This is a genomic window from Kitasatospora mediocidica KCTC 9733, assembly GCF_000744225.1.
GTDB lineage: Bacteria > Actinomycetota > Actinomycetes > Streptomycetales > Streptomycetaceae > Kitasatospora > Kitasatospora mediocidica.
On the sequence record NZ_JQLN01000001.1, the window covers coordinates 955541 to 969711 of the forward strand.

Annotated in this window: 11 protein-coding genes; 6 read left to right on the top strand and 5 right to left on the bottom strand. The window is 75.6% G+C overall.

The features are described 5' to 3' along the window. Window positions 1-65: 65 nt before the first annotated feature. The gene (locus BS80_RS03860) at window positions 66-1484 is read left to right on the top strand and encodes a M1 family metallopeptidase (RefSeq protein ID WP_232246334.1); all 1419 of its coding nucleotides are present in this window, start codon (window positions 66-68) and stop codon (window positions 1482-1484) included. 141 nt (window positions 1485-1625) lie between these two features. Here the strand turns inward: BS80_RS03860 and BS80_RS03865 are convergent, their stop codons facing one another. The 4 genes from BS80_RS03865 to BS80_RS03880 are packed head-to-tail and all read right to left on the bottom strand — an operon-like array spanning window position 1626 to window position 9458. Then, the gene (locus BS80_RS03865; RefSeq protein ID WP_408607334.1) at window positions 1626-2402 is read right to left on the bottom strand and encodes a group II truncated hemoglobin; all 777 of its coding nucleotides are present in this window, start codon (window positions 2400-2402) and stop codon (window positions 1626-1628) included. A gap of 18 nt (window positions 2403-2420) precedes the next feature. After that, window positions 2421-6974 (bottom strand): coiled-coil domain-containing protein, encoded by a 4554-nt coding sequence (locus tag BS80_RS03870; RefSeq protein ID WP_035792549.1) that lies wholly within the window; start codon window positions 6972-6974, stop codon window positions 2421-2423. A 35-nt stretch (window positions 6975-7009) separates the two neighbouring features. Beyond that, a complete protein-coding gene (locus tag BS80_RS03875) occupies window positions 7010-7885 on the bottom strand; it encodes a hypothetical protein (protein WP_035792552.1) in 876 nt (291 codons plus the stop codon). 40 nt (window positions 7886-7925) lie between these two features. Then, entirely contained in the window at window positions 7926-9458 is a 1533-nt protein-coding gene (locus BS80_RS03880; protein WP_408607335.1) for a hypothetical protein, read from the bottom strand. Between the two features lie 169 nt (window positions 9459-9627). On the opposite strand from BS80_RS03880, the gene BS80_RS03885 reads away from it, so the two are divergent. Then, on the top strand, window positions 9628-10170 hold the full coding sequence (locus BS80_RS03885) for a hypothetical protein (RefSeq protein WP_051965962.1): 543 nt from the start codon (window positions 9628-9630) through the stop codon (window positions 10168-10170). Between the two features lie 9 nt (window positions 10171-10179). After that, window positions 10180-10323, top strand: a complete 144-nt coding sequence (locus BS80_RS40355; RefSeq protein WP_157535849.1) for a hypothetical protein — start codon at window positions 10180-10182, stop codon at window positions 10321-10323. A 7-nt stretch (window positions 10324-10330) separates the two neighbouring features. On the opposite strand, the gene BS80_RS03890 is transcribed toward BS80_RS40355, so the two are convergent. Continuing rightward, complete coding sequence (locus BS80_RS03890; RefSeq protein WP_051965861.1) at window positions 10331-11551, bottom strand: saccharopine dehydrogenase family protein; 1221 nt, start codon at window positions 11549-11551, stop codon at window positions 10331-10333. A 281-nt stretch (window positions 11552-11832) separates the two neighbouring features. Between BS80_RS03890 and BS80_RS03895 the strand changes: the two genes are divergently transcribed. From BS80_RS03895 to BS80_RS03905, 3 genes are read left to right on the top strand one after another with little or no spacing between them, the layout of a single operon-like run. Continuing rightward, window positions 11833-12609: a LamB/YcsF family protein gene (locus BS80_RS03895; protein ID WP_232246335.1), complete on the top strand. Its 777-nt coding sequence runs from the start codon at window positions 11833-11835 to the stop codon at window positions 12607-12609. 17 nt (window positions 12610-12626) lie between these two features. Next, entirely contained in the window at window positions 12627-13250 is a 624-nt protein-coding gene (locus tag BS80_RS03900) for a 5-oxoprolinase subunit B family protein (protein WP_035793312.1), read from the top strand. After that, window positions 13247-14116, top strand: a complete 870-nt coding sequence (locus BS80_RS03905; protein ID WP_035792555.1) for a 5-oxoprolinase subunit C family protein — start codon at window positions 13247-13249, stop codon at window positions 14114-14116. The genes BS80_RS03900 and BS80_RS03905 overlap by 4 nt, the downstream gene beginning before the upstream one ends. The last annotated feature ends 55 nt before the right edge of the window (window positions 14117-14171 follow it).

A 14171-nucleotide genomic window follows, 5' to 3' on the forward strand; every position in this document is an offset into this window, starting at 1 on the left:
CGGAGCCCGTGGAACCCACGGAACCCCGGACGACACTCGGTGCGGCACAGGAAGCGGACACAGCGTTGAGCTCCAAGCAGGTCGACCCCTACTTCCCGGCCAGCGGGGACCCGCGCTACCGCGTGCACCGCTACGAACTGACCCTCGACTACCGCCCGGGGCCCAACCGGCTCGGCGGCACCGCCCGGATCAGCGCGCTGGCGGGCACCGAGCCGCTGCGGGAGTTCGCGCTCGACCTGGCCGACTTCCGGATCGGCCGGGTCCTGGTGGACGGCAAGGCCGCCCACTACACGCACCGCGCCGGAAAGCTGCGGATACGACCGGCCCGCGCGGTCGCGGCGGAGGCGGCGTTCACCGTCGAGGTGCACTACAGCGGCAACCCGAAGCCGGTGCGCAGCCAGTGGGGCGGCCTCGGCTGGGAGGAGCTGACGGACGGCGCCCTGGTGGCCAGCCAGCCGGTCGGCGCGCCGTCCTGGTACCCGTGCAACGACCGCCCGGCCGACAAGGCCTCGTACCAGCTCGCGATCACCACGCCCTCGCCGTACACGGTGGTGACCGGCGGGCGGCTGCTCACCCGGACCACCAAGGCCAGCAGCACCACCTGGGTCTACGAGCAGTCCGCGCCCACCTCCAGTTATCTGGTGGGGGTGGCGATCGGGGCCTATGAGAAGGTCCTGCTGGTCGACGCCGAACCCGGCGCGATCCCGCAGACCGGCTACGTCCCGGCCGGGCTGGTCCCGGACTTCGCCACCGACTTCGGCCGCCAGCCGCAGATGATGCGCCTCTTCGAGGAGCTGTTCGGCCCGTACCCGTTCACCGGCTACGCCGTGGTGGTCGCCGACGAGGAGCTCGACGTCCCCGTCGAGGCGCAGGCGATGGCGGCCTTCGGCACCAACCACCTGGACGGCGCGCGCGGCTCCGAGCGCCTGGTCGCCCACGAGCTGGCCCACCAGTGGTTCGGCAACAGCGTCACGGTGGCCGACTGGCGGCACATCTGGCTCAACGAGGGCCTGGCGAAGTACGCGGAGTGGCTCTGGGCCGAGCGCTCGGGCGGACGCAGCGCCCAGGCCCACGCGGCCGACGCGCACCGGCTGCTGGCCGGCCTCCCGCAGGACCTGAAGCTGGCCGACCCCGGCCGCAAGCTGATGTTCGACGACCGCCTGTACGAGCGCGGCGGCCTCACCGTGCACGCCCTGCGCACAGCCCTCGGCGACGACGCCTTCCACCGGATGCTGCGCGACTGGGCGACCGGCCGCCGGGGCGGCGTGGTCACCACCGCCGACTTCACGGCCCACGCCCAGCGCTACGCGGCGCACTCGCTGGCCGACCTCTTCGACGCCTGGCTGCACCGCCCGGAGCTCCCGCCACTGCCGGGCGTGGGCGCGGCGGGAACGGTGGGGCCGACGGGAGCGGCGGGGACCGCGGCAGCTGCGGTCCGGAGCCGGATATCGCGCCTCAACTTCGGGAGCAGCAGGGCGGAGTGAGAGCCCGCCGAGCACGCCGGGCACGGCGGGCGATGTGAAGGCCGAGTTCCTTTGACTGGGCCGCGATCGTGCATGGTGCGCCGGGGGATGTTGGCTTGATGCCGGCCACAGGGGCAGATCCAAGCCACTCCCCGGAGTGGGTCAGGGCTCGGGGTGGTAGGGCGGGGTGAGGCCCCAGCCCCATTGGGGCATCGGGGTTTGCAGGACGCGGGGGGCGTCGGGGGCGGAGAACATCGTGGCCATCCGGGTGCCCCATTCCAGGTAGCCGGTGAAGGCGGCGCGGAACTCGGGGTCGTCGGGGAGGCCCACCTCGTCGGCGGTGTCCTGGAGGAGGGCGACCCAGCGGCGGCGCTGGCGTTCGGTGATGGCGCGGCCGAAGTGGCGGGAGACCATGTGCGGGTGGCCGCCGCGCTCGGCGGAGTAGGCGGGCGGGCCGCCGAAGACCTCGCCGAGGAAGAGGGCGACGTGCTGCGGGTGTTCGCCGTCCATGCCGGCGAACACCGGCGCGAGGATCTCGTCGTCGGCGACGTGGGCGTAGAAGGCGCGGGTGAGCCGTTCCAGGGCCGCCGCGCCGCCGAGGTAGTCGTAGAGGCTCGGCGGCTCGCTCTGCGGTCCGCGGCCGCTCACGCCGGTGTCGGCGTAGTGCCGCATCTCCTGGATCGCCTCGACGTAGGGCTTGATCGCGGCGAAGAACGCGGCGAACTCCGGTGAGCGCCGAAAGCCCTCCAGATGGCCCTGGACCGAGGTCCAGCGGATCCGCAGGATGTAGGCGCCCGGTTCGTCGACGCTCTCGGTGAGTTCGTAGTCCACGCAGTACGGCGAGGACGCCAGCGGCACGGCGGCCTGGCGGTAGGCCGCCGTGAAGGCGTCGCGGTCGCTCTCGGGGATCAGGTAGCGGATGTACTCCACGGTGCTCATGGGAGTCATGATGCACCGTCAGCCGGCCGGGACCTCCGAGGGGCGCTTGAACATGCGGGTGGCGGTGATCTCGCCGTGGATGGCCGGGCCGTCCGGGTCCTGGGGGGCGGGCAGGCCGGGGCGCAGGTGTTCCTCGACGGAGATGTACTTGAGGCCGGCCCGCAGGTCGGCGTCGTTGCGCAGGCGGATGACGAGCGGGAACTCAGCGAGTGCGGTGGTGTCGAAGAGGCCGGTGGTGTAGATGAGTTGGACGCCCAGGGCGTCGGCCACCGCGCGCTGGAGCTCCAACAGGTAAGTGGCGTTGGCCCGGCCGATCGGGTTGTCGAGGAACAGCGTGCCGGCGTGCCGCAGTTGGGACTGGCCGCGGTCGTTGGCGCGCAGCGCGGCCATCGTGCAGTAGAGGGCGATCGCCGCGGTGAGCAGCTGGCCGCCGGAGAAGACGTCCGACATCTGGCCGACGCTCACCCGCTCGGCGCGCAGCACCGCGTCCGGCTTGAGGATCTCGACGCTGACACCCTTGGGGCCGATCGCGGCGGCGACGCCGCGCAGCAGCAGGGACATGCCGTCGCGGCGCAGGTCGCTGTTCTTGCGGACGGCGGCGCTGGTCGCCTCGTCGATCACCTCGCCCAGGCGTTCCACCAGCTGGGTCTGGTCCGGGTCCTCGAAGCGGATCCGCAGGAACTCCTGTCCGGACCACTCCCCCAGGCCCTCGGGCAGCCGGGAGAGCCGCTGGGCGGCGCGCAGGGTGCCGAGCGCGCTCTCCACCAGGCCGCGCAGGCGGTCGACGATCGAACCGCGGTTGCGTTCCAGCTGTTCGAGCTCATCGGAGAGCACCCGCAGGCGCGGGGCGAAGGCGTCGGCCCAGGCGGCGGCGTGGTCGGGCAGGGCGGCGGCGGGCAGCTCGCGGATCTGCTGGCGGGCGGGGGTGCGGACGGCCTCGTAGCGGGCCGCGTTGGCGTGCCGGACCAGGCCGTCCGAGGCGTCGCGGACAGCCAGTTCGGCGGCGGTCAGCTCGGCGGCGGCGGTGCGCAGGGTGCGGCGGGTCTCGGCGGCGACCGTACGGGCCTCGGTGAGGCTGTCGAGGTAGGGCTCGGCGCGCTGCTCCGCCTCCTCGGGCGCGTGGTCGCGCAGGCCGTCGCGCAGCTGGGCGGCCGCCTCGTCGAAGTCGGCGGCGGAGGACTGCGCGGACTGTTCGGTGCGCAGCAGCTCGGCGTGCTCGATCCGGGCGCTCTCCAGCAGTTCGCGTCGCTCCGCGAGCCGGCTGGTGGCGCCGCGCAGCAGCAGCTGGGCGTGCTCGGGGTCGGTGGGGACCAGCTCCTCGGGCAGCTCGGTGTGCGCCTCGCCGCTGGCGGGGGCCGAGCGCTCGACCTCTCCGCGCAGCCGGCCGAGCTGCTCGCTGGCGGTGGCGGCGCGGACCTCGATGGTGGCGACCAGCTCCTCGGCGCGGGCCGCGGCGGCCTGCCGGGCCGGACCGTCGGCGCCGTCGGGGCTGGAGAGCAGCTCCTCGGCGCGGGTGCGGACCTTGTTGGTGAGCCGGTCGAGTTCGGCCTGCGCGGCCGTCTCGTCGCTCTCCGCGCGGGCCTGTTCGGCGCGCAGGTCGGCGCCGACGCCGACCTTCTCGTAGAGCTGGGCGGCGGCCCGGTAGGCCTCGCGCAGCGCGGGCAGCGAGGCGCTCGACTGCTCGTCGGTCACCGCGACCGTGCCGGCCAGTTCGGCGCGCTCGGCGCGCAGCGTGCGGGCGGTGCGGCGGGCGTCGTCGGCGGCGCGCTGGGCGGCGCGGCGGTCCTCGTCGCAGACCCGGGCGCGCTCGGCGCAGCCGGCCTGGCGGCGCTCGCACTCGGCGGCGTCCTCGGCGAGTTCGCGCAGCGACCGGGTCCAGCCGGCCCGCTCGCGCAGCCGGAAGGCCAGGCCCGCCAGCGCGTCGGCGCGCCGGCGGGTGCGCTGGGCGGCCTCCCGACGGTCCTCGTGGACGGCGGCGACGGCGGCGCGGTCGGTCTCGGCCTCGGTGTGCTCGGCGCGGGCGGCGGCCAGCCGGGCGGTGGCGGTCTCGGCCTGCTCGGCGGCGACGGCGGCGGCCTCGGCGAGTTCGGCCAGCGTGCCGGGCGGGCAGTGGGCCTGCCAGGAGGCCAGCCGGGAGGCGAGGGCGCGGTCGCCGCCGAGCCGGGCGGCCAGCTCGCGGATGTGCTCCTCGCGGGCGGTGGCGCGGCTGCGCAGGCCGCGGCGCTCCTCATCGGCGGCGCTCTCGTCGTGCATGGCCGGGTTCGGCGGTACCAGGAAGAAGGCGGGCTCGTCGGTGATCGGGGCGATCAGCGAGGCGGCGGTGCCGACCGCGACGGTGGAGCGCGGCAGCAGGGCGGCGGCCTGCAGGGCCTCGCGGGCGCGCTCCAGCGAGTTCGGGTCGGTGACCACCACGCCGTCGACGAGCTCGGGGCGGGCCGCGAGGATGGCCTCGTGGTCGGCCGGGTCGACGGACTGGGCCAGGTAGCGCCAGCCCGGCAGCGCGGGGACGCCGTGCTCGCCGAGGTACTCGACGGTGGCCAGCACGTCCGGGCCGGGCGGCAGCAGGCCGCCGTCGCCCAGCGCCGCCAGGATCCGCGAGTCGTCGGCGGCGGCGGTGCGCAGGTCGAACAGGGTGCGCTCGGCGGCGGCCACCGAGCTGTCGAGCAGCTCGCCGAGGTCCTCGGCGGCGGCGTCCAGGACGGCGGGGGTGAGCACGCCGGGACCGTCCTCGCCCTCGTACGGGCTCAGCGAGAGCAGCTCGGCCAGCCGTGGTTCGGCGGCCAGCTCGGCGGCGGTGCGCTGCTCGGCGGCCAGCGCGCGCTGGGCGGCCGTGCGGGCGTCGCTGGCGCGGGCGGCGGCGAGTTCGGCGCGGCCCTCGGCGGCGGCGGCCTCGCGGGTCCGGGCGGTGGCCTGCTCGGCGGCGGTGCGGGCCTGGTCGAGCGCGAGGGTGGCGGCCTTCTCGGCGTCGGAGGCGTGCAGGGCGGCCCGGGCGGGGTCAGGCTCCTGGGTGGTGGCGTCGATCCAGCCGGCCTGGACGGCGGCCTGGGTCTCCTGCTCGACCTCGGCGAGGCGCTGGCGCAGGTGGTCGGCCTCGCTGCGGGCCTTCTGGGCGGCGGTGGCGGCGGCCAGGCCGTCGGCCTGCACGCGGGCGCCGTCCTCCTGGAGTTCGGCGGCGCGGGCCTCCTCGGTCTCGGCGCGCTCCTCGGCCGTCCCGGCGGCGGTCTCCAACGCGTGGGCGAGGGCGCCGGCCGCCTGGGCGCGGGCGGCCAGTGCCGGGGCGGCGTCCAGCTCGGCTTCACGGATGGCGACGGCGACCCGGGCCGCGCGGTCGGTGGCGGCGCGGTGGCGCAGTACCGCCTCGGCGGCCTGCCAGGCGGAGTGCAGGGTGCGCGCGTCCAGCAGCTCGCGGCGCAGCCCGGCCGCCTCGGCGGTGGCGGCGGCCAGGCCCAGGGTGGCGTGCCGGTGGGTGAGTTCGGCGGTGATCAGCGAGTGCCGGGTGCGGTCGGCCTCGGCGGCGGTCACCGCGCTCGCGGCGGCGGCCACCTCGATGGCGAGGTCCTGGGCGCGGTCACGCTCGGCGCCGGCCCGGGCGGCCAGCGCCTGGGCGAGGCGGCGGCTGCGGCGCTCGGCGGCGCGGTGCGTCTCGCGGACGGACTCGCGCGCGGTGGTGGCGTCCACGATGCGCTGGAGCAGGTCGAGCGAGCCGGCGGTGAAGTCGCGCTCGGCGGCGAGTTCGGAGCGGCGGCCGAGCTTGGCGGCGAAGCCGTGCACCAGGTCGGCCAGGCCGTCGGTGTCGCGGGTGTCGGTGACCGCGCGCAGCAACAGGTCGGTGAAGTCGGAGTCGTGCTTGACCGCGAAGAGGCCGGCCGCCTCGCCCTCGTCGGCGTTCATCTCGCGCTGGTAGCGGAAGAGTTCGGGGTCCAGGCCGAGATCACCCAGGTGCTCGTTCCAGCGGTCGTGGATGTCCTCGAAGGTGAGGTCGAGGTACGGGTAGGCCTTGCCGGCCTCGGTGAGCGAGTCGCGGAAGCCCTTCATGGTGCGGCGGCGGCCCCGGGTGCGCTGGTCGCTGCCCAGTGCGGGCCGTTCGGCGACCGGCAGCGAGTCCAGCGTCAGGCCCGGGCCGGGCCGGAAGCTGTACCAGGTCTCGGCGAACTTGCGCGGGTCGGAGGAGACCTGGCGGCCGCGCCACTCACTGACCTTGCCGACGACGATCAACTCGCCGGTGAGGGTGTGCTGCCACTCCAGCGCGACGTGCCCGCAGTCGTCGGCCAGCAGGAACTTGCGCAGCACGCCGGAGCTGGCGCCGCCGAGCGTGTTGCGGTGGCCGGGGAGCATCACCGAGAAGATCAGCTTGAGCAGGACGGACTTGCCGCCGCCGTTCTCCAGGAAGAGCACGCCGGCCGGGGCGGGCCTGCGCTGCGGGCCCTCGGGCTCCTCGCCGAAGAGACCGGGCTGCTGCGGGGCGGGGTTCGCCACCGGCTCGCCGACTCCGCGCAGGTCCAGCACCGTGTCGGCGTAGCGGGCGCCGGCCGGTCCGATGGAGTACAGGCGGACCCGGTTGAGCTCGTACATGAATCGCCTTCAGCAGTGGAGTCGGAGGGGGACGGTCAGAGGGAGTGGAAGGGCAAGCCGGCGTCGGCGACCAGCTCGTCGCTGTGGTCGGCGGGCAGCAGGGTGGCGCTGCCGTCGGTGACCGGGACCACGCCCAGGTCGATCAGTTCGGCCATCGCGGCGCTGCCGGCCAGGTCGCGGACCTGGAGCTGGTAGCGGGCGGTGGTGCGGTAGGTGCCACCCGCGTCGTCCGAGGCCTTCTGCAGGAACCCGGAGTCGACCAGGAAGGCCACCGCCTTGCCGGTGATGCCGATGGTGGAGCCGGACAGCCTGCGGGCGTCCTTGGTGGCGCCGGTGGTGGAGCGCCGGGCCCAGACCCGCCAGGCCGCCTCCAGGCCGGGGGCGTCACTGCTGGGGTCGGTGTTGTCGCCGGTCAGCTCGGCCTGCTCCTCCAGTCGGCGGCAGGCCTGCCGGACGAAGGCGTCCACGCCGTTGACGGTGATCCGGCCCAGGTAGCCCTCGTCGGCCAGGTCCTCCGGGCGGGGGAAGGCCATCGCGGCGACCGCCAGGTGGGCCAGGCCGTGCAGGAAGCGGTCGGTGGTCTCGGAGGCGGCGCGGCGGGAGTAGTCGCCCATCCGGACGGCGAAGACCGACTCCTCGGCCGCCGCCAGCGCCATGCCGGCGCGCGCGGAGACCTCCAGGACGACCAGGTTCAGGCCGGTGGCGACGGCGTCGGCGAGGCGGGCGAAGGCCGGGTCCTCGCGGTGGCGGCGGACCAGCTCGGCGTACTCGGCGTCCCGGGCGGGCAGCAGCTTGGCCTGCAGCCCGAAGGAGACCAGCCGGGCGGCGTCGGCGACGTCGGCGGGGGTGAGCGCCGCCGGGGCGGGCTCGGCCTCGGCGGCGGGCCAGGACGCGTCGTGCGGGGTCGTCACGGGTTGAGCTCCTCGGTGCGGTGGGTGGTCCGGGCGGCGCTCATCGGGCGTCCTTGCGGTCCGCGGCCATGCCGACGGCGTCCAGCAGGGCGCTGCCGACGATCAGGTCGGCGCCGCCGAACTCCGGGTCGGCGAGGGTGGCGCCGTCGTCCACCGCGAAGAGCAGGCGCTCCTCGCCCTGGCGGTAGGCGGTGCCGACCGGCGGGCTGGCGGCGTGCACGGCGAGCAGCGCGACGAGATACGGCAGTTCCGGGTCCTGCCGGCGGGCCTCGGCGAGCAGGCCGGAGAGCCGTCGGGGCGCGTCCGGCGGGAGGTCGAGCAGGTCGAGGGCGGCCTCCAGCTGCGCCTCGGAGAACCGGCTGTCGTCCGGGGTGGCGACCAGATCCGGGTCCGGCAGCTCGGCGCCCAGGTGCTCGCGCTCGACGGGCGGGGTGAGCAACAGGTCGACCAGGTCGGCGACCCGGACGGCGGTCGGGGTGCGCAGGCCCGCGCCGTGGGCGAAGAACGCGTCGGTGGGCCGGATCGCCTGCTCTATCGGCAGCCGCAGCACCGGCGCGAGCAGGTGCCCGTACAGGTCGATGCCGGAGCGGGCGGTCGGGGCGGCGAAGGCCTGGCGGTCCTGCTCGGCGCGGAACAGCGGGCCGGCCTCCAGCAGACGGGCCTGCAGTTGGGTGTGCCGCCGGATGCAGTCCTTGACGATGTCGACCAACTCGGCCGCCTGACGCTTGTGCGAGGGCTCCTCGGCCTCGTCGCGGGCGCGGCGGATGTTGGTGAGGATCGCGTTCTCGTGCCGGTAGCGGTCGGCGATGTGGTCGAGCGCCTCGTCGATCAGGTCGGGGACGGCCTGCATCCAGTCGACGGCGCGCACGTTGCGCCGGGTCGCGTCCAGGACGCGGCGCAGCGTCTCGGCGTACTGGACGGTGCGGTAGCGGGCCTGCTCGGCGGCGAGCTGGGCGTCGGCCAGGCGGCCGCGGCGGATCAGCACCTCCAACTTCACCTCCGCGGCGATCTGGGCCGAGGTGACGTCGGTGTCGAGCGCGCCGACCAGGACGTTGACCGCCTCGTCGGTGGTGCGCAGGTAGACGCCGCCGTCCGGGCCCGGCACCTCCTCGATCAGCTTGAAGTCGTAGTCGCGCCGGACGTACCCGCCGTCGGCGTCGAAGGTGCCGTAGACCGCGCGGAAACCGCGGTCGACGCTGCCGACGTTGATCAGCGACTCCAGCACCCAGCGGGCGACCCGCTGGTGCTCGGCGCCCGGCCGGTCCGGGCTCTGCGCGGCCACCCGCGGCAGCAGGCGGGCGAGGACTATCTCGCGGTCGGCGCCGGTGTCGAAGTCCATGTGCAGGGTGACCAGGTCGATCGCGGCCAGGCCGACCTCGGCCATCGCGTAGCCGCCGTACTCGCCGGCCAGGTTGACCTTGCGGTTGTCCAGGTCGTGCAGCGGCGCGGTGCAGGCGAGTGCCTTGAGGCGGCGGGCCAGCCCCTCGTCGGCTGCCGGGCCGGGCGCGGGGCGGGCACCTTGGGCAGGCGGCCTGAGCTCACGCTCGGCGGGCTGATCAGCGATGACGGTCACGGTGGACAAGATTAGGGCCCAGGAACGACAAGGTACGAAACGGGCCTGCTCGTCCTGCTTCGTCCGGGCCGGGCGGAGGTGGTTTGAACGTGTTCAATTCGAGGTCTAGAGTCCACGGTGACGGGGTGCACGAGCGAGTGGGGGTTGTGTGATGGCGATGGCCGCCGGGATGGCCGACGGAACCGAGGCGCGAACACTGCGGACGGTGCGGCGCTGGTTGTGGATCTTCATCGTCTGTCTGGTGCTGAGCGGGCTGACAGCCTTCCCGCTGCGCCTGGAGACCGGCTGGCTGACCTCGGCCGCCGAGCACGCCCCAACCCCGCCGGCCGCGCTGGCCTGGATCGAGCGAATCCGCACCGGCGTGGCCGAGACGGACGACCGCTACCCCTTCCTCGCCTACGGCACCGACTGGCTGGCCTTCGCGCACCTGGTGATCGCCGGCGCCTTCTGGGGACCGCTGCGCGACCCGGTGCGCAACGTCTGGGTGATCCAGTGGGCGCTGGGCGCCTGCGCCGGGATCCTCCCGCTGGCGCTGATCTGCGGGCCGCTGCGGGACATCCCGCTGTACTGGAGGTTTGTCGACATGTCGTTCGGCGTGGTGGGGGCGGTGCCGCTGCTGATCGTGCTGCGCGGAATCCGCCGCCTGGAGGCGGCTCAGGCGACGGCTCAGGCGACGGATATCCCTTGGCGGGCGGCCGGTTCGCTGCACTGACGTGCGCGGGTGGCCAACCCGAAGATGCACGACGACAACGGCCGCGGCTGGGCGCTGTCCATCGCGATCGTCGCGCTGCCCTCCTACGCGACCCGCCCCCCGGTCCTGGCGGCGAACGCGCGGGCCATGATCGGGGAGCTGCCGGCGGCCTGACGGCCGTTCAGCGAACCCGGCGCGGCGGGCCGCTCGGGGGACCGTCCAGGACGGTGAAGCGCAGGCCGGCGGCGGTGAGCCGGTCGATCAGCGCGGGGCCCATCGCGACGGCGGTGGTGACCTGGCCGGCGGTGGCCGGGAGGTCGTCGAAGGCCAGGCAGAGCGCCGACTCGGCCAGCATCTTGGCGGTCTCGGTGTAGCCGGGGTCGCCGCCCGAGACCTCGGTGAACACCCGCTTGCCGCCCTGGTCGCCGACGAACCGCACGGTGAACCAGGAGGACGCGCGCTGCTCGGCGCTCGGCCCCTCCCCCGGCTTGCGCAGCGCCGTCATCGCCCGGCGCAGCACCGGCAGTTGGGCCGCCAGGACGAGCAGCCCGATGGCCGCGGTGCCGGCCACCGCGATCGGCAGCCGCTTGACCGCCGCGTAGTGGCCGTAGCGGAACGCCGACCCGTACGCGGGCAGGGCGACGGCGGAGCGGCCGATGACCTGCGCGTCGATGGTGGGCAGCGGCAGCACCCAGGCGCGGGCCTCGCCCGAGAAGCGCGGCCGCCCGCCGGAGGTGCTCACCCGGCGCCCGGCGGGCCGCGGGTCGGCGGCGCGGCGGGCCTTGGCGGCCCGGGCGGCGGCGCGCGGGCGCGAGGCGGCGCTCAGCGCGGAGGCGAAGGTGCCGCCCGAGAACGTTCCGCCCGCCCGCACGAAGCCCTCCACCGCGACCGGCGCCTCCTCCGGCGCGCCCGCCTGCGCCAACTGCCCGACGGTGAACAGGACACCGAGGTCGTGCGGGATCGAGTCGAAGCCGCAGGAGTGCACCAGCCGGGCCCCGGTCTCGGCCGCGCGCCGGTGGTGCAGCACGAACATCCGGTCGACGAACTCGGGCTCGCCGGTGAGGTCGACGTAGTCGGTACCGGCCTCGGCGCACGCGGCCACCAGCGGCTCCCCGTAGTGCAGGTAGGGCCCCACCGTGGTGATCACCACCCGGGTGGACTCGGCGACCGCCCGCAGCGCCACCGGGTCGGCGGCGTCCGCGTCCAGCAGCGGCAGTTCGGCGCAGCCGGGGGCCAGCGCGGCCAGCCGCTCGCGCAGCGCCTCCAGCTTGCGCCGGTTGCGGCCGGCCAGCGCCCAGCGGCAGCCGGGCGGGGCGTGCTGGGCGAGGTACTCCGCGGTCAGCGCACCGGTGAATCCGGTGGCGCCGAACAGGACCAGGTCGTACGGGCGTTCGGCGTGCATAGTTTTCCTACCGGCCGGTAATGGTGGCCGCCACGCTAGGAGCCGGGCAGTCCCGTGTCAACGGGTCCCGGCCTGCGGCGCGGCGCCCGCTCCCCGCGACGGTTCGGCCGGACGGGGGAGGGCGTGCCGAGTCTGCCCGGCACGGGGTGGTCCCCGGGCGAGAGCGGTCCGGGGGAAGCCCTACGATCCCTTCAGACACCTCGACCGTGTCTGACGATCCCCGCCGGAGCCGCGACGCGAATTGTCGGACACGGCCCACCAGCTCTGGGAGGAAGACGGCCGTGACCGGCGCGGTGATCGATCTCAATGCGGACCTCGGTGAGGGGTTCGGACGCTGGACGCTGACCGACGACGAGGCGCTGCTTTCCGTGGTCACCAGCGCCAACGTGGCCTGCGGTTTCCACGCCGGGGACCCCTCGACGATGCGCCGGGTCTGCGCGCTGGCGGCGGAGCGCGGCGTGCGGATCGGCGCCCAGGTCTCCTACCGCGACCTGGCCGGGTTCGGGCGGCGCGCGATGGACGTCCCCTCGGAGGAGCTGGCGGACGAGATCGCCTACCAGATCGGGGCGTTGCAGGTCTTCGCACGCGCCGCCGGCTCGCGGGTGAGCTACGTCAAACCGCACGGCGCGCTCTACAACCGGGTGGTGGCGGACAGCGACCAGGCCGAGGCGGTGGTCGCGGGCGTGCTGCGGGCCGGGGCGGTCTGCGACGGTCCGCTGCCGGTGCTCGGGCTGCCGGGCTCGCGGCTGCTGACGGTGGCGGAGGGCGTCGGACTGCCCGTGGTCACCGAGGCGTTCGCGGACCGCGCGTACACCTGGGCCGGGACGCTGGTGCCGCGCGGGGATCCGGACGCCGTGGTGCACGACCCCGAGGCGGTGATCGCGCGGGCGGTCGGGATGGCCCGGGACGGACTGGTCACCGCGATCGGCGGCGAACCCGTCGCGGTGGACGCCCGTTCGCTCTGCGTGCACGGCGACACCCCCGGCGCGGCGCAGCTCGCCTGGCGGGTGCGCGGGGCGCTGGCCTCGGCGGGGATCCGGGTCGAGGCGTTCACGTGAGTTCTGCGGGAGCGTCGCTGACGGTGCGTCCGGTCGGCGACCGGGCGCTGCTGGTGGAGGCCGGCTCGTCCGACCAGGTGGCGGCGCTCTACGCGCGGCTGCTGGCGGAGCGCGCGGCGGGACGCCTCGGCGAGGTCGCCGAGATCGTCCCGGCCGCCCGCACGGTGCTGCTGGACGGGGTGGCCCGCCCCGAGGCACTGGCCCGGACGGTGGGCGGCTGGACGGTGACCGCGACGCCGCCGGCCGACGGGCCGCTGCTGGAGGTGCCGACGCGCTACGACGGCGCGGACCTGCCCGAGGTGGCGGCGCTCTGGGGCGTCGGCGTGGCCGAGGCGGTGGCAATCCACAGCGGCGTCGAGTACCGGGTGGCGTTCTGCGGTTTCGCACCCGGCTTCGGGTATCTGACCGGCCTCCCGCAGCGCTACGCCGTGCCGCGCCGGGCCACCCCGCGCCCGTCCGTGCCGGTCGGCGCGGTGGCGCTGGCCGGGCCGTACACCGGGGTGTACCCGCGCTCCTCCCCCGGCGGCTGGCAGCTGCTGGGACGGACGGCGCTGGCGCTGTGGGACGAGCGGCGCGAGCCGGCCGCGCTGCTCGCCCCCGGGGTGCGGGTGCGCTTCGTCCCCGTCGAGGCGTCCGGATGAGCGCGCTGATCGTGCTGCGGCCGGGGCCGTTGACGACCGTTCAGGACCTGGGCCGACGCGGCGTCGCGCATCTGGGCGTGCCGCGCGCGGGGGCGCTGGACGGCGCCGCGCACCGGGCGGCCAACCGCCTGGTGGGCAATCCGGCCGATGCCGCGACGCTGGAGACCACGCTCGGCGGGGTGACGCTGCGGGCGGTGGACGGTCCGCTGCTGGTCGCGGTGACCGGGGCGCCCGCAGCCGTCCGGGTGGCGGGACGGCCGGCGGCCTGGGGTGCCGCCGTGCCGGTGCCGGCCGGGGCGGTGCTGGAGGTCGGCGCGGCGCTGGCCGGAGTGCGCGGCTACCTCGCGGTGCGCGGCGGGATCGCGGTGCCGGCGGTACTCGGCAGCCGCTCCGCCGACCTGCTCTCCGGGCTCGGCCCCGCGCCGCTGCGCGCCGGCGACCTGCTGCCGGTCGGCTCAGCGCCGACCGCCGGCCCGCTCCCCGGGCTGGTCCCGCTGCCCGCGCCGCCCACCGAACTGGTGCTGCGGCTGCGGCTCGGCCCGCGGGCGGACTGGTTCACGCCGCACGCGCCGCTCGCGCTGGCCGCCGCCCGTTACCGGGTCGCGCAGGCCAGCAACCGGGTGGCGCTGCGGACCGAGGGCCCGCCGCTGGAGCGCGTGCGGCCGGGCGAGTTGGAGAGCGAGGGGATGGTGCTCGGAGCGGTCCAGGTCCCGCCGGACGGACAGCCGGTGGTCTTCCTGGCGGACCACCCCACCACCGGCGGCTACCCCGTGATCGGCGTGGTGCCGGCCGCCGACCTGGACGCCGCCGCGCAGGCCGGGCCGGGGACGCCGGTACGGTTCACGGTGGTCCGCGGACGGACCTGACGGGCCGGATGTTGACCTTCACCCCGGGGGAAGGCCCAGCATCGGCCGTACCGGA

Coding starts and splice junctions, on each gene's coding strand:
- BS80_RS03870 (WP_035792549.1), bottom strand. CDS start 6,974: ATGTACGAGCTCAACCGGGTCCGCCTGTACTCCATCGGACCGGCCGGC.
- BS80_RS03905 (WP_035792555.1), top strand. CDS start 13,247: ATGAGCGCGCTGATCGTGCTGCGGCCGGGGCCGTTGACGACCGTTCAG.
- BS80_RS03885 (WP_051965962.1), top strand. CDS start 9,628: ATGGCCGACGGAACCGAGGCGCGAACACTGCGGACGGTGCGGCGCTGG.
- BS80_RS03890 (WP_051965861.1), bottom strand. CDS start 11,551: ATGCACGCCGAACGCCCGTACGACCTGGTCCTGTTCGGCGCCACCGGA.
- BS80_RS03865 (WP_408607334.1), bottom strand. CDS start 2,402: ATGAGCACCGTGGAGTACATCCGCTACCTGATCCCCGAGAGCGACCGC.